This is a genomic window from Bacillus sp. SRB_331, from assembly GCF_003264175.1.
Lineage (GTDB): Bacteria > Bacillota > Bacilli > Bacillales > Bacillaceae_G > Bacillus_A > Bacillus_A mycoides.
The window spans coordinates 360-24,791 of sequence record NZ_NADV01000032.1 but is presented as its reverse complement, the minus strand read 5'-3'; the positions used below and the strand labels follow the sequence as shown (position 1 = coordinate 24,791).

Genomic DNA, 24,432 nt, shown 5'->3' with positions numbered 1-24,432 from the left:
TAAGAAGAAAAAATAACCTTGCATGCGCAAGGTTATTTTTCCGTTTCTGTTTGAAAACGTTTATAGTATGTCGATGCTGTTGAAAAATTAATTTCTATATCACGAATCAACGATGAATCTTCTTCTTTAGCTAATTTCTGCAACTTTTTCACCGCTTGTTCTGCTTCATTTAAGAAACCAACATACATTTCATGTTCTTGTTCTTTCGACTTCGGCACACGAATTTCTTTACGTATATTATCTATATCCTCTAACATGCCCGTTGTTACCTTTTGTACGTCTTCTTTATATTTAGCACTAGTTATTTCCTTACCGCCCTTTTCCTTTGCCACTTCCCATAACTGTAATGCATTATTAATTTCTTTGTTCATCTTCACATCATACTTTTCATGTACCTCGCGATACACCTTCATCTCTTCTGTTTGTTCAGTAGATTGCTCTACCTTTTCTTTTGGTTCTTTCACTTCTTTATTCCCATTACATCCTGCTAGAAGGAGCATACCTCCCATTACAGCAATACCGAAAACCTTCTTCATCTCTTATTCTCCTTTTATCTACAGCTACTACTAATTATAGTTTCTTCTATCTCCACTTGTTATTATACCGAGAACGCTCTAAATTTTGCACTTAAGACGATATCTTAATATATATACCACCATTTTTGTCACAGTATCGTCACTTTATGCAAGTAACTTCTCCATTATTTCACTACCCTACCTTACAAAACTGTAAGCACACCTATAGAACATACCGTGCTAGACTTACATATACATAAAACAAGTGTGCTTAAAGTTTCAAAGGAGAATTATATATGTACAATACAATAAATTTTATGGGAGAAGACATTCGCGTCCTTATTCGCGAAAAATCACTCCATATTGAAAATACAGAGAGCCTTCGCCGCGTATTAAAAAAGAAGCATGCTCCATTTCAGTTAGCCCAATATTTAAAAACACAACATACAAATCAATTTCATACTGTACTCAATATTTCTGATAAATCATTAACAATCGAAATTATCGGTCATGTTTATATCGGAAACTTTGCAGATGCTTTAAAAGAAATTCCACGTATACCGAAGATTGCTCCTATTATCGTTGAGAGGGCATATAGAATTACAGATCATACTGATATTATTGACTGCGGAGAGAAAGAGGTCGATAGTAACCGCTGGGTATGGGATAAACTTGCTTTCTTATATGATGCGATCATGAATAATATGTATGAGTTATTTCGAAGAAATGAAAAAAAGAGCTGATTCAAAGAAATGTTTGAATCAGCTCTTTTTTATTAAGCCTCTAAATTTTGTCTTTGTTGCAGTTCAAACTGCTTCTCACTTCTTCTGGCCATAAATAGATAACATAACACAGCACCAATTTCACAAAGCGCTATCACAACCCCCATCGGTAATGCGGTATTGCTTCCGCCAATACCTACTAATGGTGCAACAAGTGCTCCTGAAATGAACTGTAATAAACCTAATAAAGCCGATGCCGTTCCTGCAGCCTGTTTCTGATTTCTCATCGCTAACGAGAACCCAGTTGTTGATACAACCCCGACACTTGATACAACAAGAAATAGCGAGCATAAAACACCGATTAGCCCTATTCCTAATACGATTGTAAGTAGTAACGATAGACCGCCAACAGCCGCAATAATAATACCAGCAACAAATAAAGTTTTCTCATTAACTTTCCCTGCTAAGCGGCCAGTAACTTGGCTAGCAATAATAATACCGATACCGTTAATCGCAAAGAATAAGCTAAATTGCTGTGGTGATGCTCCGTATATATTTTGCAACACGAACGGTGAACCAGAAATATAAGCAAACATTGCCGCCGTTACTAGCCCTTGTGACAATGCATATCCCATAAACAAACGATCCTTTAACAGTTTTCCATATGTCGCCAATGTCCCTGACAAACCACCTGTTTCTCTTTCTTCAGGAGGTAATGTTTCACGTAATACGAAAGTAGCTGATATTAGCATGAATACACTAATTGCTCCAAGAACGATAAAAACGCCGCGCCATGATGTGAACTGTAATAATTGCCCTCCAATAATCGGTGCCAAAATAGGCGCTGCTCCGTTTACTAACATAAGCAGTGAGAAAAACTTCGTCATTTCAGAACCTGAATACATATCACGTACCATTGCACGTGATATAACGATACCAGCAGATCCTGAAGCACCTTGTAAGAAACGTAAAAGCACTAAACTCCAAATCGATGGTGCAACAGCACAAAGTAAAGAAGAAGCAACATAAATAATAAGAGCGATAATAAGAGGTTTGCGTCTTCCGTAAATGTCACTAATTGAACCAATAAATAACTGCCCTACTGAAAGCCCAAGCAGACAAGCAGTTAATGTAAGCTGCGCGAGGGATGCACCCGTTTGTAAATCATCCGTTAACTTTGGTAAAGAAGGCAAATACATATCAATAGATAATGGCCCAATTGCCGTAAGTGTCCCTAATACAAGAATCATCCATAACCTGTTTGTCTTTACAGGTTTATATATTTCGTGATTAACTCCATTCACTTTTTCCATTCACCCTTTCATATAAACACTTAACCGTAACAATTATAGTTACAACATGAATATACGTCAAGTATACCGTATTTTCCTGTTTAATAATGTAAAAAAAGCGATAGAATCTCTATCGCTTTACTTTTTCAAATTACTATTTGTAAATTTAGATACAGATGCCATCATTTCTCCTGTGTCTAAATATGTGATTTGAATTGGATCTCCTACTTCTGTAAACATTGCATATGGGAATTTCTTCGCCGGTACCATGAATACTTTTTGCTCGTTTTCTAATAGTACGTACACAATCGTATTTTCACCTGATTTTTCTTTATACACACGTTGTACAGTACCTTCTTTTTGCGCTTCTTTCCCATTTGAAGTCGGTCTAAATGAATCACCACTTCCGCTCAGCGCATTTTTATAATTCTCAAGTGCTTCTTTTTGCGTTGAACCTGTTGCAAACACTTTTGCATTAGAAGCATATATGACAGTATGAGCACGTACTAATCCGCCATCATCAATAACCGGTACAATCCAAGAAGGTTTACCATATACGTTATAAATAACCGGCATTGTTCCATGCCATTTCTCTCTCTTAAAGGAATTATCCACTACTTCTGTAGCAGCCGAACCATCCATAATTCCCTTTACTTCTTTTCCGTTATAGTAATACAACTTACCTGTACGCGCATCAATAAGCGAATAGCCTAGTGCAGAATCTACTCCTTCTTTCGGAGAGGTGAAATCAGTAAAATAATATAACGTTCCATCCTTACCGAAGATTGGTGTAACTCCTTCTTTCGTTCCCCACTCAGTCGGAATCTTCATATCCGTTTGTGAGAATTTTGTATTCCAAAATCCGTGAATATATTTACCGAAATACGTATTTAATGTAGATGCAGTCTCGTGATTTAATACGCCATCAACGAATTTAGGTGCCTTTCCTTTGTCGTATCTTTTCACTTCACCTGTTTGTGCGTCTACTACTACAACACCTTCTACTTCAAATCCGGATCTTCCTGAAATAAATTCACCATACGTCATTGTATAATACGGTTTCCCTTTATCATCCACTTCAAATTTAGGTTTCCCTTTAAAAATTAAATCCGGTTCTGCTTTTCGGACGACACGTTCTAATTTATTACCAAAAAACATGCTTGGCACATATTTCATTTTATAACCAAGGTGCAGTTTCGCTTCCGCATCAGGATTCGTACCTGACATTGTTACGTAACCTGGAATTGTTTCCGCTTTACGTGCTTTAAAAAATCCTGAAACTTCTATCGGTGCTACATATAAAGCCTCACCATTTACCATTTGTGGCGTTAATTCCCCTAGCTCAAAATAAGCTACTTTCGGAATATCCCCAAATACTTTTTTCATTTTATTCTCCGCTGTCTTTGGCGGCACTGTAAACGGTTGATCATTTTCAGTAAACGGCTCTGAAATATCTTTCTCGATCTTCACAACAGAATCATATTTTTTTTGCGTGATTACTATATCGTGCAAATAACCAAAATAGCCGTAACTTGCGAGTAAAACAAACATTAGAAGTCCTTTTAACGTACCTTCTAATTTCCCTACCTGCTCTTGTGAGAATAAAACAAGCCCAATTAAAATCGCTACTGCAACAGAATAATGAGTAAGAATAGAATCTGCTCGATCATCAATTAGCCAGAAATATTCATAGATTGCAATACCTATCCAAAATAAAACAGGAATAACTAAAATAGATGATTTCTTACCCTTTACAACTTTCTCATTTCCTCCTTTATCCACCGCGCGAATTTTATTACCGCTTCTAGTCCATGGAATCAAAAACAAAGTGAGAATAGCTAAAACTATAAATTTCATCAAAGGCAATGTCCCCTTTTCTTTTGTCTTCTCTATAAGTATAACAAATAAAGGGTAATCAGGTAAAAATGGGAATGGAAATACTTTTAATTACTTATCACCGCGGCTTAATACAAATCCACTAACTACATATAACACTGAAGCAATGTAAAAAATAGTCCCTATCGTAAAGAAATCCACTAGGTAACCAGTTGCAATTATAGCTACTCCGCCCCCAATTGATGTCCATACATGGTATTTTCCAATTTCGTAACCAGCTTCCTTATGCGCTACCTTTCGTGCTAACGATGTCTTCTCCGTATTACGCTGCACAGCACCTAAAATACCCATTAAAATTTGGAGAATGTATACATGCCAAACTTCTGTTGCAATAGGAAAAAAAAGCATTAATATAGCCATGGACCATGCGTATATAATTAATAACTTTCTATCACCTACCCTATCAGAGATTCTTCCAACTAACGGATATACTAGAGCTGAAGTTAAGGCAAATAAGCCGTACGCCCAGCCAAATTGCGAGAAACTATTTCCTACATTTCGAAGCAATAGTATATAAAAAGGAAATACCATACTACCTGCCATCATAATAATGCTTTGTGAGGCTACAAATCTTCTATATGTCATTTGCTATACTCCTTATAAAATAAATTCACAAACCTTTCCTCTGGGTCTACTTCCTTCTTCTTCTGAAGGAATTCTTCTATGCGAGGATACGCTTTCTTTAGTTGCTCCTTTTCCGGATAAGAATAATACGGTAAATAATAACTTCCATTATGCTTTAACGTAACATCAATCATCTTTTGAATGACCACTTTTGTTTTCTTTATTTCATCTTCAGAACGCCCTTGATTAATTAGAAGCACAAGCGCAAACATATCATCTTTCGCATAAGATAGCACCGCATTCTCATTCTTTTCTACATAGCGGATTGTAATGTTAAGAAGGTTTAATTCCTCTTCATTTAAAACACTTCGCAAATCATCTATATACGCTGCAAAACCATCTATCGGTACAAAGTACTCTTGTAAAACTTCGGTCAAGTTTGGATTATCGTATTCCATAAAAGCACTATCAGATCTCATTACGTTATTTCGCGTTTCGTACTTACCATCTGTACGTTCAAAATAACTTCTTTGTATGTCCCAAAATGCGCCCTTTCCCCAGTCACTATAACGTGATAACCCAAGTAAGAATTTCGGCGCAGCTATAATATTTTCTTCTTTTAATTTGCTGTACTCTTTCAACTTCTGTTGATCTTCTGCCAGTACATAATCTGTCACATACATCTCTTTTAAAAATGAATTTGGGGCAACAGAAATACGTGCTAAATGCATACGTATATTCTCATCCCTTCGCACTTTATTCTTAAAGTATGAAGAGTATTCTTTATAATCTAGTACTTTCGTATGCGTTTCATACAATTCATCGTTTGTTAACTGTAGCGTCACATCTAAAATCACACCAAATAATCCATATCCCCCAATTACATACGGAAACAAGTCAGCATTTTCTTCTCTATTTACATTACGCACCGTACCATCTGCCATTAACAATCTGAACGACTCTACTGTATCAATCAATGCTTCATGACGAATATCACGCCCATGTACATTTACACTTAATGAACCACCAACAGTAAAAATATTTTGAGATTGCATCACTTGAACTGCAAGACCATATGGATTGATTTTCTTTTGAATGTCATTTCATGTGACACCGCTTTGCACCCTAATCCTCTTCTTCTCCGGATCGAATTCTAATATTTCATTATATCCTTTCATATCAAGCATCGTACCGTTCGGATAATACGTCTGTCCGCCTTGGCTATGTTGCATACCTGCAATAGAAATCTTCTCTCCAGAAACATTTGCATCTTGCACTAACTGTTTTAATGAACGTTCATCCTCAGCATTTTCAACACGTTTAATTTTCGTTGGAAGCAACTTTCCTACATCGCTCATAATAGGATGTTCTAGTTGCTCTTTATATGTATTTATAGATGTCGCAAGCAACACTGTATAAGCTACAATGACCACCGCTATCTTTCTTTTTTTCAAATGACACTCTCCTCTTCCACAGTTTTCCCTCTTCATATTGTACCTATTTTCCTAAGAAGAAAGTATAAAAAAGAGAGGGCACCTTATTTTAGGTCCCCCCTGATCAAAACTGTTACTTTGCTGCCGGCAATTGTATTGGGTCGAACTTTTCGTACGACGTATATTTTGCATTCGTAATAATGTGTGCCTTATCCTTACCATTACTACTCATAATCATATCTATCTTCGCTGATTCATATTTAAAATCTTTTGTAATGATATATTCTGCATCCACTTCTTCTATCTTCGCATTTTGTGCTTGTAACATTTTCTTCTGCGTTTCATCCATGCTAGTTAACATACTTTCTGTTTCTTGCCCTTTTAATGTAAATTTCAGTTTATATTTATCTCCGCTTTTCTCCATCTTCATTTTATCTAAAACTACTGCTGGTACTTCTAAATTATCTATAATATCTTGAGTCGCTTTCATTCCACCAGCGTTTAATTGCTCCTCTGGTACGGTTATAACTTCTCCTGTATTAGGGTTTTTCACCTCACCAGCAACTTTACCATCCACAGTATACACTACAACATCTGTACCAGAAATATTCATTTCAGAACGAGAATTCTTTGTCTTTGGCTCTAATTACATCTTTGCCTTTAATATATCCATCTCTGTTCCCTCAGCTTTTAACCCTACATCATATGTCATCGTTACATTTTCTTCATTTTTAAAAGCTTCGTTCGTTTTCTTGAAAACATCCTTCGCTTCTAATTCCTTTTCTTTTTGCATGGCTTCTTTTTTCGGTTCATCAGTCTTTGTTGTTTTCTCATTGCTACACCCTACCCCTAGACTGATTGCAAGCACTAAACTTGAAATAAAAATATTTTTTTTCATAACGTCGCCCCCTTTCCCAAAATAATATCACCTCTTTCCCTATGAAATCTATACAATTTTCAATCTATATTCGCTATATAGCGACATGTTTAATGAAGATTTTAAATATGATGTAACTAACAACAACTCATTTCAGGAGGTCATTATGAAGGCGATCATTTGCACACAGTATGGACCACCTAACGTTCTTCAGCTTCAAAATATAGAGAAACCTACACCTAAAAAGAACGAAGTATTAATTAAAATTCACGCAACAAGTGTAACGACTGGAGATTGTAGAATACGCGGCTTTAATAGCCCCCTCTTATTTTGGATTCCTATGCGGATCATATTAGGTTTCAGAAAACCGAGAAAACCTGTACTCGGCGTAGAGTTATCCGGTGAAATCGAAGAAGTAGGAACAGATGTAACTCAATTTAAAAAAGGTGATCCAATTTTTGCATTAACAGAACTAAACCTCGGTGGTTATGCCGAGTACACATGCGTACATGAAAGTGGATTAATAACATTAAAACCTACCAATGTGACGTATGAAGAAGCGGCAGTTATTCCTTTTGGTGGAACTTCAGCATTACATTTCCTGAGAAAGGGCCGTATAAAAAAAGGGCAACAAGTGCTCATATATGGTGCCTCCGGATCAGTAGGAACAGCTGCTGTACAACTTGCTAAATATTTCGGCGCGACCGTTACGGCTGTTTGTAGTAATTCAAATTTTGAACTCGTGCAATCTTTAGGGGCTGATAAAGTAATTGATTATACGAAAGAAGATTTTACTAAGCAAGGCAAATGCTACGATATTATATTTGATGCAGTTGGGAAGTATAAAAAATCCCTTTGTACAAATACATTAACACCCAATGGAAAATATGTATCTGTTAATGGAATGATGGCCAAGGTAAGTAAAGAGGATATGATTCTATTAAAAAAACTAGTCGAAACGGAAAAACTAAAGCCCGTTATTGATAGAACTTACCGATTAGAAGAAATTGCTGAAGCTCATATGTATGTGGAAAAGGGACATAAAAAAGGGAACGTTTCGATTACCTTAAAATAAAATATATTCAGAAAATAATATTGACAATTCTTTTTGTAAGATTTACTATTAGTACCATATTAAAAAACTACATACACATACTCTTATCAAGAGTGGCGGAGGGACTGGCCCGATGATGCCCGGCAACCGAGCTTATAACGTATAAGCTAAGGTGCTAATTCCTGCAGAACGATTTTCGTTTTGGAAGATAAGAGAGGAACCTATTTCGTCTATTCGGCACCTCTCTTATTTTTGAGAGGTGCTTTTTATTTTGGAACGTATATTAAGGGGGAATTATAGATGAAAAAGGTGTTATTAAGTATTGTAAGTGGAGCGGTATTATTGTTAGGTGCATGTGGTGCTAATTCTGATAAAGAGGTAAAAGCATTAGATGAGAAAAAGATTACTGTCGGCGTAACGGGTGGACCGCATGAACAAATTTTTGAAAAGGTAAAAGAAGTGGCAGCAAAAGATGGTCTCGAAATTGATGTAAAGGTATTTAATGATTATGTAGCACCAAACGTATCTTTAGATGAAAAAAGCCTCGATGTAAATAGCTATCAAACTAAATCTTATTTAGACGTATTTAAAGCTGAACGCAACATGAAATTAACTGAAGTATTTTCCACAGTAACATTCCCTATGGGTGTATATTCTAAAAGCTTAAAAGATGTAAAAGAATTAAAAGAGGGCGATGCAATCGCTGTCCCAAATGATCCAACAAATGAGCTTCGTGCTTTAAAGCTATTTGAAAAAGCAGGTGTTTTAAAGGTTGATCCAAAAGCTACAGAAAAAGCGACTGCAAAAGATGTAATTGAAAACCCGAAAAATTTAAAGATTGTTGAATTAGAGGCATCTCAATTACCAACACAGCTAAGTGAAGTAAAGGCAGCTGCAATTAATACAAACTTTGCATTAGGTGCAAAATTAAGCCCAGCGAAAGATTCTATTTTCCGCGAAGGAAAAGATTCACCATATGTGAATTGGGTCGTTGTTCGTACTGAAAATAAAGATGATGCTGTTGTTAATAAATTAAAGAAAGCTTATCAATCTAAAGAAGTAAAAGATTTCATTGAGAAAAAATTCGATGGTTCTGTTTTACCGTCTTGGTAGGAGCTGACTATAATGATTGAATTAAAAAACGCCTCCAAAGTATTTACAACAAAAAAAGGGAATGTTGAGGCTCTTAAATCAACTTCCCTTAAAGTAAAAAAGGGCGAAGTATTTGGAATTATCGGATATAGTGGCGCTGGTAAAAGTACATTAATCCGTTGTGTAAATTTATTAGAAAAACCAACGACAGGAGATATCATTGTAAATGAACAAGAGTTAACAACCTTATCGACAAAAGAACTCGCAAAGGCGAGAAAAAAGATCGGCATGATTTTTCAAGGATTCAATTTACTTAAAACCGTTACCGTTTATGAAAATATCGCACTACCCTTACGTCTATCTGGTCTTCCCAAAAATGAAATTGAAAAAAGGGTAGAAAAGTATTTACGCATTGTTGATCTCTTTAATAAAAAAGATGCCTATCCAAGTGAATTATCTGGTGGTCAAAAACAACGTGTAGCGATCGCTCGCGCACTATCTCATGAGCCTGAAGTTTTATTAAGTGATGAAGCAACGAGCGCATTAGACCCGGAAACGACCGATTCTATTCTTGATTTATTATTAAAGATCAACGAAGACATCGGAATTACGATTTTGCTAATTACACACGAAATGAATGTCATCCAGCGTATTTGTGACCAAGTTGCTGTAATGGAACATGGGGCTGTAGTCGAAAGTGGAACCGTAAAAGATATTTTCACAAACCCACAACATGTAACAACGAAGAAATTTGTAAATAGCGCGTTTGCAGCTAAAATTCCAGAAGATGTACAGAAAGAACTACAAAGCACCGGGGAAATCGTAACACTTTCATTTATAGGAACCGCTTCAGGAGAACCAGCGTTAGCTATCGCTACAAAACGTTTCCACGTATATCCGAATATTTTATCAGGCAATATTACGCAGTTAAAACATGAGGCATATGGAAAACTGATCGTTCATATGCAAGGTGAAAAAAGTGAAGTACACCGTGCCTTATCATTTTTACAAGAACAAGGGATCATCGTAGAAGGAGGTAGAACAGATTATGGGAAACAAGTCCTTTTTGGATGAGTGGGGTAACGTAATATGGGAAGCAACAATTCAAACATTTCAAATGACATCTATTTCACTACTTATCTCTATTCTTATTGCATTACCACTCGGTGTCACACTTGTTTTAACGAGACCTGGTGGACAGCGAGAAAATAAAATTATCTATCCTATTCTTAATACAGTTATTAATATCATTCGTTCTCTTCCGTTTATCATTCTATTATTCTTCATTTTACCTTTTACAAAGTTTCTAATGGGAACGTCCATTGGCGTGCAAGGTGTTATCGTACCACTTGTTGTCTTCACAGCCCCTTACATTGCCCGTTTAATGGAAACTGCTTTATTAGAAGTGGATCGCGGTGTCATTGAAGCATATCAAGCAATGGGAGTCTCTACTTTAAAAATCATTTGGCACGTTATGGTTAAAGAAGCTCGCCCGTCTCTCGTACTTGGATTAACAATCGCAACGATCGGCTTAATCGGTGCAACAGCAATGGCTGGACTTGTAGGTGCTGGCGGCCTTGGTGATTTAGCATATCGATTCGGACATTTACGCTACGAACCTGAAGTAATGTATGCAACAGTCTTTATTTTGATTATCCTCGTTCAAGGATTACAGTCATTAGGGAATGGTATAGCACGAAGATTGAAGAAAGATTAAAAAGAAGGTATCTCATTGAAATGAGATACCTTCTTTTTAATTATAAAATTATCTCTTAAATCCACCTTCTGAATGAATAACTTGCCCTGTAATCCATTCGGCTTCTTCGCTCACTAAAAACTTAATAAGTCTTGCTGCATCCTTTGGCTCACCAATTCTGCCGAAAGGAAACATCGGTCTTAATCCTTGCTTTATCTCCTCAGTCATCCATCCTGTACTAGTTGGACCTGGATTAATTGCATTCACTGTTATCCCTAAATGGGCCACTTCCGCTGACAACGTACTAGTAAGAGCGTCAATTGCTCCCTTCGTTGTTGCATACGCTAATTCTCCTGCCATAGGTCCTTTAAATTGTCCCGACGTCATATTCACAATTCTACCACCAGATTTCTTATCAAAACCTTGGGCAAATTGACTACTTAACAATGTAGTCGCACGAACATTTACCATGTAGTGCTTATCTAGTTCTTCAGCAGTCAAATTAGAGAAATCATTATTTGTAGAATATGCTGCATTATTAATTAATATATGAGGGTACCCTAATTGTTCAGTAACTTTATTTATAAGCTGATTTGATGCATCATTCTGAGTTAGATCTAACTCCATGCTCGATACTTTGACACCGTTTTGTATCAACTTTTCTTTTAATTGTATTTGTTCATTTTTATCAACGCCCCAAGGCATCTCTTTATCGTATTCTGTCCAATACGTAAAAAATATATCGTATCCAGCCTCTGCTAACTCCGTGCAAATAGCTGCTCCTATACCGTCTAGACGACTTACACCTGTAACAACAGCTACTTTATTTTTCAATTGATTCATCATATACTCCTCCAAGTTTAAAGGACGCATATTTTATATAAGAGATATAAATTTCCCCACATAGGCATCTACCCTTACAAAGGGGATGTACAAGCTAAATATGCAGTCCTTGAATGATTTACAGATAGGTAAATAAACCCTCACTTACGAGAGAAAAATTCATCTATCTAATTTCTAATCATTACAAGTTCATCCACATATCTACTCTTTGCCTCCTTTTGATATATCTCCATTATTAGTCTACCAAAATAGATGAAATGTTACAAAAAATAAAACAATTACTCCTAACCTATCTTTGTTCACATTCCCTCCATTGTGAATTTATTCACAATGGATATATAATAAACATGTAAATACAATACATTGGAGGGATTTCAATGGTTATCAATTTTTTAAGAACTGATAAACGCGCTACTTTCATATTATTATTTTTACGACTTTACATAGGATATGCATGGCTCGCTGCTGGAATAGGAAAAGTTTTTGGACAGTCTTTTGATGCAAGTGGTTTTCTAAAAGGAGCTATCGCTCAAGCATCAGGTGACCACCCTGCAGTACAAGGTTGGTGGGCAGATTTTCTTCAACATTTTGTTCTTCCAAACGCAGACCTATTTAGCTTTTTAGTTCAATGGGGAGAAATTTTAGTAGGGCTAGGTTTGATTTTAGGTGGATTAACAAAAACAGCTGCATTTTTCGGCATCATAATGAACCTTTCATTTTTATTAAGCGGAACTGTTAGTGTAAACCCAAACCTGCTTATTTTAACTATGTTCATTTTAGTTGCAGGACATAATGCTGGACGTATTGGATTAGATGGTTATGTTTTCCCAAAACTTTTCAAAAAAAATAACCGTGAAGCATATAAATTAAGTAAAACTGCATAAGAATAGTTCATCTTTTAAATATAAATAAGGAAAGAGCCTACATTCAGGCTCTTTTCTCATTTACACCAAAATATTTCACAGTTTGCCTTATCCGAAATGTTAAACTCAATCATATATAACCGGATAAATGTGTACGACTTTATTTCAAGCACCTAAAAAGCTTAAAGACTAAAACAAGCCATTATAAAACCCTAAAACCTTTCATACTTTCTCCAAGAATATAGTGTGAAAACCACATCAAATTCTGCTTCATAATGGCCACATTAATTCCTGGCTGGTCAGGACTATATGCCATTCCTTTAAATATAATTAATTCTGTATCAACTTCCATATCCCTTAACCCTTGATATAGCTCATATGCATTGGAAGTTGGAATCCTTGCATCCTTTTCGCCATGTTGGATTAAGGTAGGCGTACAGGCTGATTTAATATACGTCATTGGTGATGTTTTCGTATATATCTCTGGATCATTCCATGGAGTATTTCCTAAATGCATTCTAATAAAGTAAGGTATATCTGTATTCACATAATGGGTACTCCAGTTAGTAATTCCACCTCCAACTGAAATAGCTTTAAATCTATTACTAAATGTAGAACAGAAAGCTGATATATATCCCCCGTTGCTCCATCCCATAACCCCTACTCTATCTTTATCTGTAATCCCTTGCTCAACTAGTTTATCCACTCCAGATATAACATCATCGTAGTCAGCAATTCCCTGTTTTCTATAGTTGGCTTTTAAGAACTCATTACCATAGCCAGAACTTCCTCTATAGTTTGGCTCTAAAACTATAAAGCCTTTTTCGATAAACTGCTCAATCGGATATTTCTCATTAAAACAGTCTGAGAATATCGGAAAAGATGCCCAAGCCGGACCACCATGGATTACTACTAATAAGGGATATTTTTTGTTGGCATCAAAATCTACTGGGGTTGATAAAACACCCTCTATTTCAAGACCATCACTACTTTTCCATGAGATTATTTCCCTGTTACTTTTCAGCTTCCCTTTAAAAAAGCTATTTTCATCCGTTATTTTTTTATCGTCTAAATAGATTTCAAAGGTTTCATTTGTTATAGCCTTACTATAGGATATATGATTTCCATCCCTTGTTATAGAAGCATCCATTATAAAGCCATCTACTTTTTCACTTAACATTTCCACGGTGCCATCCTCACATAGCAACTCAATGAGATAATTAGTTTTATCCTGCCATCTAATTAAAATCCCCTTATCTGTCCACTGTAATGGCATAACCGTACTATCAAAATCTAGTAAAGGTCGAATTAGCTCTCCATTATTCATATCATATATCTCTAATGTACTGTCTTGTATATGAGTCTTATAGTACTCCTTCTCCCTTATGCTTGCTGAGTAACATATTTTGCTGCCCTCAGGAGAAAAGCAAACGCTCCCACCCAACAACTTATCTACATTCATCTTTTGTAGTTCCTCAGCTTCAACATCTAATATGTATAGATCACCATACATATGATCGTTTAGGCTTGGTGTAGCCATAAATACAACCTTTGTCCCATCATTTGAAATATCAAAGTTATGTATATAAAAATCCTTACCCTCCGTTAATTGATAAAGACCGCTAATCTCACGTTCCTCTTTATCATTTTGTATCCCTTTTTCTATTTCAATGTAATATAAACAATTATTCTGATGTTCCTTACCTACATGGTGGAAATCTCCATATAGTTCCTTACGTTTCTTTATTTCCTCACATTCTTTTGACTGTGCAACATAATAAAAACCCTTGCCAGTAGGCTCCCATTTAAAATTACTGACCCCTTCTTTCTCATCAGTAATTTGAACCTCATTACAACCGTCTATTGACTTAACAAAGATCTGATTTTTATTAGCTCCGTGACCCCCTGGGCTAAGGTATGCAATAGTCTTAGAATCTGGAGACCATAATGGATGTGTACTATCTATATCCCCACTTGTTAGTGGGTAACTCTTCCCTTTATCTTTCTCATATATCCATACATGATTTCTATACGTATTGTCTTCCCAGTTAGCAGTCTTCTTTACAAATGCTACGTTTTTGCCATCATTACTTACGTTTGTACTTGATAAGATCGGTAATGAAATAATCTCTTCTATACTTAAATATGTTTTTGCTTTCACTTTCATATAATAAGCCCCCCCTTATAATGTCCATGAATCTATCGTCGCATCTCGTCATAATAAAGAAAATTGTTCACGCATACTTAAAATGATAGCTGAAAATTCAGATAAATGAAAGTAGTTCTATTCCAACTCCAATAAAGTAAAACTTTCATTAGTAAGGGATCTGTCTACTTACCAATTTTAGATGTTCTTTTTCAATACAAAAATACCCCTTTAGATAACATATCTAAAGGGGTACAAATTCGTAAATTTATTTCAAATCCACAACTATATTTATTAACCTACCAATCTCCTACTCAACAGTAACAGACTTAGCTAAGTTACGTGGCTTATCAACGTCACACTCGCGGTGAAGCGCTGCGTAGTATGAGATAAGTTGGAATGGAATAACTGCTACTAGCGGTGCTAGTGCTTCGTGTACAGCTGGTAATACGAAGCTGTCACCTTCCATTTCTAAGCCTTTCATTGAGATGATACATGGGTTAGCTCCGCGCGCTACTACTTCTTTCACGTTACCACGAATTCCAAGGTTTACGTGCTCTTGTGTAGCAAGTGCGATAACTGGTGTACCGTTTTCGATTAAGGCAATTGTACCGTGTTTTAATTCTCCTCCAGCAAATCCTTCTGCTTGGATGTAAGAGATTTCTTTTAGTTTTAACGCACCTTCTAAACCTACGAAGAAGTCTACGCTACGTCCGATGAAGAAGCAGTTACGCGTTGTTGCTAAAAATTGTTTTGCTAATGCGTCCATCTCTTCTTTTTGATCACAAAGTACTACCATTGCATTTGCTACAAGTCCTAATTCGTGTGTTAAATCGAAATCAAGAACTTCACCTTTCGCTTTTGCAATGTCAGCCGCTAAGATTGAAAGTACTGCAAGCTGTGCTGTGTATGCTTTCGTCGATGCAACTGCGATTTCTGGTCCTGCATATAAAGGAAGTGTATAATCAGCTTCACGAGAAAGCGTAGAACCAGGTACGTTTGTAATTGTTAATGCTTTATGACCCATTTCATTTGTTTGCACAAGTACTGCACGGCTATCAGCTGTTTCACCACTTTGTGAAATGTAAATGAAGAATGGTCTTTCTGTTAATAATGGCATGTTGTAAGAGAATTCACTTGCTACATGTACTTCAACTGGTACTTTCGCAAATTTCTCAATGAATTGCTTTCCAACAAGACCTGCATGATAACTTGTTCCACATGCAATGATGTAAATGCGATCGCTATCTAAAATTGCGTTACGGATATCTTGATCTAATTCAATTTCGCCATTTTCATCTTGGTACTTTTGAATAATATTACGGATTACAAGTGGTTGCTCGTCGATTTCTTTTAGCATGAAATGAGGATACGTTCCTTTTTCAATATCACTTGCGTCTAATTCCGCTGTAAACGGTGCACGTTCAATCGTTTCACCTTGTAAGTTTTTAATTGTAATGCTTTCTTTTGTTACGATTACCATTTCTTTATCCATTAACTCGATAAATTGATCTGTAACTTGTAACATCGCCATAGCGTCGCTTGCAATAACATTAAAGTTATCACCAGCACCTACTAATAGCGGGCTTTTGTTTTTAGCAACATAAATCATGTTTGGATTTTCAGCATCAAGTAGTCCGATTGCATAAGAACCATGTAAAAGAGATAACGTTTGACGGAACGCGTCTTCTACACTTAGTCCTGTACTTACTTGTTGTTCCATAAGTTGCACGATAATTTCTGTATCTGTTTCACTTACGAACGTTACATCTTGTAAATATTCCTTTTTCACTAACTCATAGTTTTCAATTACACCGTTATGAACTAGTGTAAAGCGTTTTGATGTACTTTGATGCGGATGCGCGTTTAGTTTGCTTGGAACACCGTGTGTAGCCCAGCGTGTGTGACCGATTCCCACGCTTGCTGCTACGTTCTCTTCTACGACTTCGCGAAGTTTTGCAATACGGCCTTTTTCTTTGTATACAATAACACCGTTCTCTGCTTGTACTGCAATACCTGCTGAATCATATCCGCGATATTCTAACTTTTCTAAACCTTTTAATAAAATTTCCTTTGCATCTTGCTCTCCAATAAATCCTACGATTCCACACATGTTTAGTCGCCGTTACAAATGCTTACACTGCTTTGCGAACATGTAACGACATAGTCCGATACCATTTATTTATATTAAAAAAACGGATTACATATTGCTAGCCCTGTAAGCTTGTAACGGCTTTCACCTTCCTCTCGATTGGGTTAAAGTCCGTATATACTTATACAGCTAGTATTCATCCGTTCCTTTTCTCTCATCACACTTTCACCTTTGTCCACTAAGTCACCTTAATGTTTTAAGTAAAAGATTGCGGTTGTGATGAACAACCGGGAGTCATCCGCCGAAATCTCGATAAACTCCACCTCGTCAACTACACTACTTGTAGTTCTGGCGCTTTTATAAATTACAATATTTCCTTTGAGAAAAAGAACAAGACCATCGTATAACAAACAATATAAATCGTCAATGAAATTTTTTTCATTGTCTATAAAACATATGAAAAAGGAGCACTTTTTGTGCTCCTTTTAAATAAAACCAGCTAATTATTCAACGCCAACTTCAGCTTTCACAACTTCTACAATACGATGTACATACCCATCACAAATTTCTTGTGTCGGTGCTTCTGCCATTACACGAATAAGTGGTTCTGTTCCAGATGGACGAACAAGAATACGACCGTCTCCATTCATTTCTTCCTCTACAACACGAATAATTTCTTTAATTTTCTCATTTTCTAATGCTAGTTTTTTATCTGTTACACGAACGTTTACTAGTAATTGTGGGAATTTTGTCATCTCACCTGCAAGCTCAGATAATGGCTTTTTCGTCATTTTCATGATGTTTACAAGTTGAAGTGCACTTAACATTCCATCACCAGTTGTAATGTAATCAAGTAAGATAATATGACCTGATTGTTCTCCGCCCAGGTTATATCCACCACGTTTCATCTCTTCCATTACGTAGCGATCACCAACTGCTGTTTTATCACTTGTAATACCGTTTGCTTCAAGCGCTTTGTAGAAACCTAAGTTACTCATAACTGTTGAAACAACTGTATTATGTTTCAATTGACCAGTTTCTTTCATATACTTCGCGCAAATAAACATAATTTGATCGCCATCAACGATGTTTCCTTTTTCGTCTACTGCGATTAAACGGTCTCCGTCACCATCAAAAGCAAGACCAATGTCAGCACCTTTTTCTTTTACTAATTCAGCTAACACTTCTGGATGCGTAGAACCTACTCCAGCGTTAATATTCATACCGTTCGGTGAAGTTCCCATTGTTGAAATATCAGCTTCTAAATCTGCAAATAAATATGGAGCTAAAGAAGATGTAGCACCATGTGCACAATCTAAAGCAATATGTAAACCAGAGAAATCTTCCTCTACAGTTTGTTTAATGTATTGTAAATATTTTTGTCCACCTTCAAAGTAATCACTCACTTGTCCAAGGTTAGTACCTGTTGGACGTGGTAGCTCATCAACTTCTTTGTCTAATAACGCTTCAATTTCTGCTTCTTGCTCATCTGTTAATTTAAATCCATCTGAACCGAAGAACTTAATTCCATTATCTTGTACTGGGTTATGAGATGCAGAGATCATAACACCTGCTTGCGCCCCTAAAGCTTTTGTTAAATAAGCCACACCTGGTGTAGAAATAACACCAAGGCGCATTACTTCCGCTCCAGTTGATAATAGGCCTGCTACTAAAGCTCCTTCTAGCATATGTCCAGATACACGTGTATCACGGCCAATAATTACTTTTGGACGATCTGTATCTTTTGTTAATACATAGCCGCCAAAACGTCCTATTTTAAAAGCTAATTCAGGTGTTAATTCCTTATTTGCAACCCCACGCACTCCGTCTGTACCAAAATATTTACCCATTATTATTCGCTCCTTTTTCGTGCTCTTTTTGATTATCTACTGTTGGTTCTTGGCTCGTTTCTTGGCCATTTTCTTTTTCTTTTTCTTTTTCTTTTTCTTTGTCTTTTTCTTTTTCTTTTTCTTTTTCTTTATCTTTTTCCTGATCCTTTTCTGGATCTGGTTCAGGATTTTTTGGTTTTTCAGTTTGATTTTCTTGATTGTTTTTTGAATCTGGTTGTTCAATATTACCCTGTACTTCTTTATCCGGCTTTTCTTTCTTCACAATTGTGACTTTAGCACTTTTTTGTTTTGCTTCTATCGAAATATTACCAGGACCACTCACTTGAATAGAAACATCTTTCGTCCCCGGAGATACATTTTGCAGATTAATCGCCGCTGTTATTTGAGCAGCTGTTATTTTATCTACTATACTTGCTTCTCCTGAAATATCAACGCTTATCTTTCCATCTTGTGGCGAAAGTAGCTGCGCAGTAACATCATTCGGAATTCCACTTTTTTGAATCGGGATACCATCAATAGTTTTACTTTTCGTTTGTTTTACCTTTTGTACCCCTATGGAAACCTTCACTTGATTTGGTTTTGCATTTGTTACACCTTTTGGCAATAAAACAGAGGCATCGAATGTTGTAGAATCCGTCAATTGACTAAGATCTACCTCGACCCCCTCTATAGATTGTATATTATCCAAAATGTCTTTTGGACCTGCTATCGTTACTTCTTTTGGTTCAACACTAATATTTGTAACAGCTAAACCTTCTGGTAGATTCCCTTTTTTCGAATATGTTAAAGGAACTGTTTTTTCAACGTTATTTGCTGTAGCTTGTGTCGCTACATTCACCGTTACACTTATTTTAGATGGACTCGTTTTTACATTTAAACGTTTTCCTTCTTTATTGTATAATGTAACGTCTGCTGTTTTTGTAACTGTTTTATTAACACCTTTTAAATCTATATATGCCTTAGCAGATGCAATACTTTCTATTTCTTCTTTTGTTCCAACTACTTCAACAGTGTCAGGCTTAATACTTGATTTCTCAATGGTAGCACCTGCTGGCATCTGGTCCTCATTTGATAATTTTAAATCTACATGAACATACTTTTTCGCTTTTTCATGAAGAGTGACTTTAATTGTTGCTGGCTGAACTGTCCCCTTCACATCATCTGGAAGCCCGTTCGCTTTTAAAGAAACTTCATACGTTCCTTTTGGTTGACCTTCCAAATCAACTGGTATATCAAATTGTCTTTTGTTTTTTGTTGCAGCAACCGCTGCTTTTGGGCCTTCTAACTTCACCTTAACTCCCTCTGATGGAATACCACTTACAATATACTTCTCTTCATCATACTTAAGGTTAATACCATAATTAGTTAATGTTTCTTTCGCTTCATTTACGAAAGGTAGTATATTCGCTGTCGTATTTTTTTCAGTTAAAGTTGCTGACATAAAAAGCATACACGCCAATAGTAATGAGATTCCTTTTAAAAACCAATGATTCTCCATTAACTTATCCATGACGCTTTCTCCTCCAATTCCATAAAGACGAAGAAGTCGTTTTTTCGTTCCCACTAAATTCAGCTAACAACATATCCTTTAGCTGTTCTGTCTTCAAATCACGATGTAACTCACCGTTTTTCGTTAAAGAAATTTGGCCTGTTTCTTCCGACACAACTACTGTAATACTATCGGTGACTTCACTAACTCCCATTGCAGCGCGATGCCTAGTTCCTAACTCCTTAGAAATAAATGGGCTTTCTGATAAAGGAAGGTAACATGCTGCTGCTTTAATTGTACTTCCCTGCATAATTACTGCTCCATCATGAAGAGGGGTATTAGGGATAAAAATATTAATGAGTAATTCCGATGATACATTTGCATTTAGCGGAATACCCGTTTCTACATAATCATCCATCCCAGTCTCTTTTGACAAAGTAATTAGTGCACCAATTCTACGTTTTCCCATATATTCCGTTGCTTTAGCTATCGCTGTTGCAACAATTTCAGGTTCATCTTCCCCCTGATTTCCCACACGCGAAAATAAGCTACCCCGTCCTAGCTGCTCAAGTGCTCTTCTCAATTCTGGCTGAAAAATAATAATAACGGCTAAAAATCCCCACGTTAATACTTGTTCCGTTAGCCAATATAGCGTATGCAATTCAAGTAAAATACTAATCATCCGGACGACAATAATAACTGTAATACCTTTTAAAAGTTGCACCGCTTTCGTGCCCCGAATTATAAGAATTAGCTTATATATAATAAACCATACAACAGCAATATCTAATGCCGTACTAAGATATTTCAAAATGGTCGTATCTTCAAAAGGCATGCTAACCCTTCCTCCTACTTACGAGCAATTCTATCCATATATTGAAATATTATTTTATGCTCTATCTGTATGTATTTCCAACAACTAGTTAATTATACCATACATGAACCAAACGACAATTACAAACGCCCCCCTTTAGCTTAAATTGGTAAGATGTCAAACTTTCTTATCCTACAGTATAATATAAGTCATTATTATACGCCTATTTTCAAATAAAAAAAGCAACTTCTCAGTTGCTTTTCTTACATTTATTTTAGTTTTTCACCGAATAAAGAACCCATTAAAGCAACCGCTGTTGTTGCTGTTCTATTTCTCTCATCTAAAATCGTATTTACTTCAACAAATTCAGCAGATGTAACAATATCAGCTTCTGCTAACATTTCCATCGCTAGGTGGCTTTCACGATACGATAAACCACCAATTACAGGCGTCCCAACTCCTGGTGCATCATGAGGATCAAGACCATCTAAATCTAATGATAAATGAACACCGTCAGTATGAGATAAGTAAGCAATTGTTTCTTCCATAACAGCCGTCATACCCATACGATCAATTTCATGCATTGAAAATACTTTAATGCCTTCATTACGAATAAAGTCTTTTTCCCCTTCATCTAATGCACGTGCACCTATAATTACAACGTTCTCTTTTTTTACTTTCGGGTATGCCCCGTATAAATCTACAAGTGAAGAATGTCCATAACCTAAACTTGCAGCAAGTGACATACCGTGAATATTTCCAGATGGTGATGTTTCTTCTGTATTTAAATCACCGTGTGCATCATACCAAATAACACCTAAATTTTTATAATGTTTCGCCACACCAGCTAGCGTACCGATAGCAATACTATGATCACCGCCTAATACAAGTGGAAAACGACCTTCTTCTATAATATGATCAACCTTAGTCGCTAGTTCATTACATACAGTTGCAACTTGAGTAAGGTTTCGTAACTTTGTATTTTCATCTACTTCTTTTTCTCTCTCTATACATATATCTCCCATATCTTTTACGTCATATCCAATTTGTTCAATTCTTTCAACTACCCCTGCATAACGGATCGCGCTTGGTCCCATATCAACCCCGCGACGCATCTGTCCTAAATCCATTGGAACTCCAATAACTGAGATTTCTTTTTTCATAGATAGTATCCCCCTTTTATGCCTTCACTAAATATTTTAAATCTTTTATATAGTCTGACTCAACTCGACATTTTTCTGCATGGATATACATTTTATTCACTTATATTTACGTTGGATTCCCGATTTTAAACTATTCTATGTATAAAGTTAACTTAATGAACCAACTAACTTTTCTATCAGCTAATATTTTTATCCGTGCCTTTCTCCATCAATACCTAGAATTACACAAAATATCCTCAAATAACTGAATTTAAAAAACACTTCTACACTTAGAAGCGTTTTTCTGATGCTAGTTTCCACACTGCTGCAATATTTTTTGCTGTCATTTCGATATTCTCTTCTGCGGCTTTATATGCTTCTTCTGATGTCATTGGGCTAGCCGTAATACTAAACACTGCATCAATTCCCTTTTCGTAAACAGTCGTATAATTCGAGGATACAGATCCACCAATAGCAATTACAGGAATATGACGACATTTCGCCCGCTTCGCGACACCAACAGGAGCTTTTCCATAAGCTGTTTGTTCATCTATCCTTCCCTCACCAGTTACAATAAGATCGGCACCCTCTATACACTTATCAAAATTTGTATAATCTAATACAATTTCAATCCCTTTTCTTAGCTGTCCCTTTAGTACTGCAACGACAGCCGCTCCCATTCCTCCAGCTGCCCCTGCACCAGGTATTAGGGACACATCAAAAGATACATACTGTTTAAGTATATTAGCATAATGTTTTAAATTCCCGTCTAGCTCTTTCATCATCTCTACATTCGCACCCTTTTGTCTCCCAAATACAAAAGACGCTCCCTTTGGTCCAACTAATGGATTGTCGACATCACATGCTGCTTCTAGCTTTATATCCTTCAAACGTGTATCCATACGAGAAAGGTTAAGAGCAGTAATCAAATGTAATGTTCCTCCAGAGGGCTCAATTACTTCACCTTTCCTATTAATAAACTCTACGCCTAAAGCAGACAACATACCTGCCCCACCATCATTTGTAGCACTTCCTCCAAGCCCTAAAATAATGTGTTTAGCTCCTTGATCTAATGCATGTAATATCAGTTCGCCTGTCCCTTTTGTCGTTGTAATAAGTGGGTTTCTCTTTTCAATTGGAACGTGTTGTAATCCTGATGCTGCCGCCATTTCAATAAATGCTGTCTTCTTATCCTTAGACATACCATAATAGGCTTGCACGCTCTCTCCAAGCGGCCCTGTCACATTAAGTGATATAATTTCCCCCATTGTAGCACCAACAAGAGATTCGACCGTTCCTTCACCTCCATCTCCAATTGGTACTTTAACGTACTCTGCTTTAGGAAAAACTGCTGCAAAGCCCCTTTCAATAGCTTCACATACCTCTATAGCTTTCAGGCTTTCTTTATATGAATCCGATGCAATGACAACTTTCATAATTATCCCCCCTTATTCAATCCCTTTTTTTTCATTTTAAACGATATACGGAAAAATTTCCTTTTTGAGTGGAATTTAAACACAAAAAAAGCTTACATCATTTGATGTAAGCTTTCCCTATTTATATGGAGCCTAGCGGGATCGAACCGCTGACCTCCTGCGTGCAAGGCAGGCGCTCTCCCAGCTGAGCTAAGGCCCCTTAGTAATTAAGCGGAAGACGGGATTCGAACCCGCGACCCCAACCTTGGCAAGGTTGTATTCTACCACTGAACTACTTCCGCGAAAATGGTGAGCCATGAAGGATTCGAACCTCTGATTAAAAGTCAGATGCTCTACCAACTGAGCTAATGGCTCGTAAATGGCTGGGCTAGCTGGATTCGAACCAGCGCATGACGGAGTCAAAGTCCGTTGCCTTACCGCTTGGCTATAGCCCATTAATATTTACTAGTATGGTTATCTTTTCAAAAAAATAAACCCTCTCAGGTTATTTTAAAGAAAATGGTGGAGGGGGGCAGATTCGAACTGCCGAACCCAAAGGAGCGGATTTACAGTCCGCCGCGTTTAGCCACTTCGCTACCCCTCCGACATTTAAAAATATATGGTGGAGGATGACGGG

Annotated in this window: 18 protein-coding genes, 5 tRNA genes, 3 pseudogenes and 1 riboswitch; of the genes and pseudogenes, 6 read left to right on the top strand and 20 right to left on the bottom strand. The window is 36.6% G+C overall.

Annotated features, from left to right (window positions below; translation table 11 throughout):
- Positions 1 to 32: 32 nt before the first annotated feature.
- Positions 33 to 536 carry a hypothetical protein gene (locus B5P42_RS22315; RefSeq protein ID WP_113735252.1) on the bottom strand — a complete coding sequence of 168 codons (504 nt, stop codon included), beginning with the start codon at positions 534 to 536 and terminating at the stop codon, positions 33 to 35.
- 275 nt (positions 537 to 811) lie between these two features.
- On the opposite strand from B5P42_RS22315, the gene B5P42_RS22310 reads away from it, so the two are divergent.
- Entirely contained in the window at positions 812 to 1,258 is a 447-nt protein-coding gene (locus B5P42_RS22310; RefSeq protein WP_113735251.1) for a hypothetical protein, read from the top strand.
- Between the two features lie 32 nt (positions 1,259 to 1,290).
- Here the strand turns inward: B5P42_RS22310 and B5P42_RS22305 are convergent, their stop codons facing one another.
- The 5 genes and pseudogenes from B5P42_RS22305 to B5P42_RS22285 all read right to left on the bottom strand — a co-directional run bounded on the left by B5P42_RS22305 (position 1,291) and on the right by B5P42_RS22285 (position 7,320).
- A complete protein-coding gene (locus B5P42_RS22305) occupies positions 1,291 to 2,550 on the bottom strand; it encodes a multidrug effflux MFS transporter (RefSeq protein ID WP_003186924.1) in 1,260 nt (419 codons plus the stop codon).
- A gap of 117 nt (positions 2,551 to 2,667) precedes the next feature.
- The gene (locus B5P42_RS22300) at positions 2,668 to 4,386 is read right to left on the bottom strand and encodes a DUF3981 domain-containing protein (RefSeq protein WP_113735250.1); all 1,719 of its coding nucleotides are present in this window, start codon (positions 4,384 to 4,386) and stop codon (positions 2,668 to 2,670) included.
- A gap of 90 nt (positions 4,387 to 4,476) precedes the next feature.
- The gene (locus B5P42_RS22295; protein WP_002091456.1) at positions 4,477 to 5,010 is read right to left on the bottom strand and encodes an MFS transporter; all 534 of its coding nucleotides are present in this window, start codon (positions 5,008 to 5,010) and stop codon (positions 4,477 to 4,479) included.
- Positions 5,007 to 6,443, bottom strand: a pseudogene (locus B5P42_RS22290) (FAD-binding protein). The gene B5P42_RS22295 and the pseudogene B5P42_RS22290 overlap by 4 nt, the downstream one beginning before the upstream one ends.
- 112 nt (positions 6,444 to 6,555) lie before the next feature.
- A pseudogene (locus tag B5P42_RS22285) lies at positions 6,556 to 7,320 on the bottom strand (hypothetical protein).
- Positions 7,321 to 7,465: 145 nt separating this feature from the next.
- On the opposite strand from B5P42_RS22285, the gene B5P42_RS22280 reads away from it, so the two are divergent.
- The 4 genes from B5P42_RS22280 (at position 7,466) to B5P42_RS22265 (ending at position 11,162) form a co-directional block, all read left to right on the top strand.
- Entirely contained in the window at positions 7,466 to 8,374 is a 909-nt protein-coding gene (locus B5P42_RS22280) for an NAD(P)-dependent alcohol dehydrogenase (RefSeq protein ID WP_002167148.1), read from the top strand.
- A gap of 80 nt (positions 8,375 to 8,454) precedes the next feature.
- Positions 8,455 to 8,568, top strand: a riboswitch (SAM riboswitch).
- An 85-nt stretch (positions 8,569 to 8,653) separates the two neighbouring features.
- Positions 8,654 to 9,466 carry a MetQ/NlpA family ABC transporter substrate-binding protein gene (locus B5P42_RS22275; protein WP_000756967.1) on the top strand — a complete coding sequence of 271 codons (813 nt, stop codon included), beginning with the start codon at positions 8,654 to 8,656 and terminating at the stop codon, positions 9,464 to 9,466.
- 12 nt (positions 9,467 to 9,478) lie between these two features.
- Positions 9,479 to 10,519, top strand: a complete 1,041-nt coding sequence (locus B5P42_RS22270; protein WP_113735249.1) for a methionine ABC transporter ATP-binding protein — start codon at positions 9,479 to 9,481, stop codon at positions 10,517 to 10,519.
- Positions 10,494 to 11,162 (top strand): methionine ABC transporter permease, encoded by a 669-nt coding sequence (locus tag B5P42_RS22265; protein ID WP_002140120.1) that lies wholly within the window; start codon positions 10,494 to 10,496, stop codon positions 11,160 to 11,162. Before B5P42_RS22270 ends, B5P42_RS22265 begins: the two co-directional genes overlap by 26 nt.
- 48 nt (positions 11,163 to 11,210) lie before the next feature.
- Here the strand turns inward: B5P42_RS22265 and B5P42_RS22260 are convergent, their stop codons facing one another.
- Positions 11,211 to 11,987: an SDR family oxidoreductase gene (locus tag B5P42_RS22260; protein WP_002124715.1), complete on the bottom strand. Its 777-nt coding sequence runs from the start codon at positions 11,985 to 11,987 to the stop codon at positions 11,211 to 11,213.
- A 374-nt stretch (positions 11,988 to 12,361) separates the two neighbouring features.
- Between B5P42_RS22260 and B5P42_RS22255 the strand changes: the two genes are divergently transcribed.
- Positions 12,362 to 12,868, top strand: a complete 507-nt coding sequence (locus B5P42_RS22255; protein ID WP_002029373.1) for a DoxX family membrane protein — start codon at positions 12,362 to 12,364, stop codon at positions 12,866 to 12,868.
- 181 nt (positions 12,869 to 13,049) lie between these two features.
- Here B5P42_RS22255 and B5P42_RS22250 read toward each other — a convergent pair whose 3' ends face one another.
- The 13 genes and pseudogenes from B5P42_RS22250 to B5P42_RS22195 all read right to left on the bottom strand — a co-directional run bounded on the left by B5P42_RS22250 (position 13,050) and on the right by B5P42_RS22195 (position 24,399).
- Positions 13,050 to 15,014 (bottom strand): S9 family peptidase, encoded by a 1,965-nt coding sequence (locus B5P42_RS22250; RefSeq protein WP_113735248.1) that lies wholly within the window; start codon positions 15,012 to 15,014, stop codon positions 13,050 to 13,052.
- Between the two features lie 289 nt (positions 15,015 to 15,303).
- Positions 15,304 to 17,106 carry a glutamine--fructose-6-phosphate transaminase (isomerizing) gene (gene glmS, locus B5P42_RS22245; RefSeq protein ID WP_002009853.1) on the bottom strand — a complete coding sequence of 601 codons (1,803 nt, stop codon included), beginning with the start codon at positions 17,104 to 17,106 and terminating at the stop codon, positions 15,304 to 15,306.
- Positions 17,107 to 17,118: 12 nt separating this feature from the next.
- Positions 17,119 to 17,303, bottom strand: a pseudogene (locus B5P42_RS33425) (hypothetical protein).
- A gap of 285 nt (positions 17,304 to 17,588) precedes the next feature.
- The gene (glmM, locus tag B5P42_RS22240) at positions 17,589 to 18,935 is read right to left on the bottom strand and encodes a phosphoglucosamine mutase (protein ID WP_002091472.1); all 1,347 of its coding nucleotides are present in this window, start codon (positions 18,933 to 18,935) and stop codon (positions 17,589 to 17,591) included.
- Positions 18,928 to 20,445, bottom strand: coding sequence for a CdaR family protein (locus B5P42_RS22235; protein WP_113735247.1), 1,518 nt, complete (start codon positions 20,443 to 20,445; stop codon positions 18,928 to 18,930). Before B5P42_RS22235 ends, glmM begins: the two co-directional genes overlap by 8 nt.
- On the bottom strand, positions 20,438 to 21,259 hold the full coding sequence (gene cdaA, locus B5P42_RS22230) for a diadenylate cyclase CdaA (protein WP_002091475.1): 822 nt from the start codon (positions 21,257 to 21,259) through the stop codon (positions 20,438 to 20,440). Before cdaA ends, B5P42_RS22235 begins: the two co-directional genes overlap by 8 nt.
- 248 nt (positions 21,260 to 21,507) lie before the next feature.
- The gene (gene rocF, locus B5P42_RS22225; RefSeq protein WP_002009861.1) at positions 21,508 to 22,401 is read right to left on the bottom strand and encodes an arginase; all 894 of its coding nucleotides are present in this window, start codon (positions 22,399 to 22,401) and stop codon (positions 21,508 to 21,510) included.
- Between the two features lie 269 nt (positions 22,402 to 22,670).
- Positions 22,671 to 23,816, bottom strand: coding sequence for a glycerate kinase (locus B5P42_RS22220; RefSeq protein WP_113735246.1), 1,146 nt, complete (start codon positions 23,814 to 23,816; stop codon positions 22,671 to 22,673).
- A 126-nt stretch (positions 23,817 to 23,942) separates the two neighbouring features.
- A tRNA-Ala gene (locus B5P42_RS22215) sits at positions 23,943 to 24,015 on the bottom strand.
- 10 nt (positions 24,016 to 24,025) lie between these two features.
- Positions 24,026 to 24,097: transfer RNA gene (locus B5P42_RS22210), tRNA-Gly, on the bottom strand.
- Positions 24,098 to 24,102: 5 nt separating this feature from the next.
- Positions 24,103 to 24,170, bottom strand: a tRNA-Lys gene (locus B5P42_RS22205).
- 5 nt (positions 24,171 to 24,175) lie between these two features.
- Positions 24,176 to 24,250 (bottom strand) — tRNA-Gln (locus tag B5P42_RS22200).
- Positions 24,251 to 24,315: 65 nt separating this feature from the next.
- Positions 24,316 to 24,399 (bottom strand) — tRNA-Tyr (locus B5P42_RS22195).
- Positions 24,400 to 24,432: the final 33 nt, after the last annotated feature.

Excerpts from the sequence above, each read along its gene's own strand:
- glmM (WP_002091472.1), bottom strand. The coding sequence starts at position 18,935 with ATGGGTAAATATTTTGGTACAGACGGAGTGCGTGGGGTTGCAAATAAG.
- B5P42_RS22275 (WP_000756967.1), top strand. The coding sequence starts at position 8,654 with ATGAAAAAGGTGTTATTAAGTATTGTAAGTGGAGCGGTATTATTGTTA.
- cdaA (WP_002091475.1), bottom strand. The coding sequence starts at position 21,259 with ATGCCTTTTGAAGATACGACCATTTTGAAATATCTTAGTACGGCATTA.
- B5P42_RS22220 (WP_113735246.1), bottom strand. The coding sequence starts at position 23,816 with ATGAAAGTTGTCATTGCATCGGATTCATATAAAGAAAGCCTGAAAGCT.
- B5P42_RS22295 (WP_002091456.1), bottom strand. The coding sequence starts at position 5,010 with ATGACATATAGAAGATTTGTAGCCTCACAAAGCATTATTATGATGGCA.
- rocF (WP_002009861.1), bottom strand. The coding sequence starts at position 22,401 with ATGAAAAAAGAAATCTCAGTTATTGGAGTTCCAATGGATTTAGGACAG.
- B5P42_RS22255 (WP_002029373.1), top strand. The coding sequence starts at position 12,362 with ATGGTTATCAATTTTTTAAGAACTGATAAACGCGCTACTTTCATATTA.
- B5P42_RS22250 (WP_113735248.1), bottom strand. The coding sequence starts at position 15,014 with ATGAAAGTGAAAGCAAAAACATATTTAAGTATAGAAGAGATTATTTCA.
- B5P42_RS22270 (WP_113735249.1), top strand. The coding sequence starts at position 9,479 with ATGATTGAATTAAAAAACGCCTCCAAAGTATTTACAACAAAAAAAGGG.
- B5P42_RS22305 (WP_003186924.1), bottom strand. The coding sequence starts at position 2,550 with ATGGAAAAAGTGAATGGAGTTAATCACGAAATATATAAACCTGTAAAG.
- B5P42_RS22260 (WP_002124715.1), bottom strand. The coding sequence starts at position 11,987 with ATGATGAATCAATTGAAAAATAAAGTAGCTGTTGTTACAGGTGTAAGT.
- B5P42_RS22265 (WP_002140120.1), top strand. The coding sequence starts at position 10,494 with ATGGGAAACAAGTCCTTTTTGGATGAGTGGGGTAACGTAATATGGGAA.
- B5P42_RS22235 (WP_113735247.1), bottom strand. The coding sequence starts at position 20,445 with ATGGATAAGTTAATGGAGAATCATTGGTTTTTAAAAGGAATCTCATTA.
- B5P42_RS22310 (WP_113735251.1), top strand. The coding sequence starts at position 812 with ATGTACAATACAATAAATTTTATGGGAGAAGACATTCGCGTCCTTATT.
- B5P42_RS22280 (WP_002167148.1), top strand. The coding sequence starts at position 7,466 with ATGAAGGCGATCATTTGCACACAGTATGGACCACCTAACGTTCTTCAG.
- B5P42_RS22315 (WP_113735252.1), bottom strand. The coding sequence starts at position 536 with ATGAAGAAGGTTTTCGGTATTGCTGTAATGGGAGGTATGCTCCTTCTA.
- glmS (WP_002009853.1), bottom strand. The coding sequence starts at position 17,106 with ATGTGTGGAATCGTAGGATTTATTGGAGAGCAAGATGCAAAGGAAATT.
- B5P42_RS22300 (WP_113735250.1), bottom strand. The coding sequence starts at position 4,386 with ATGAAATTTATAGTTTTAGCTATTCTCACTTTGTTTTTGATTCCATGG.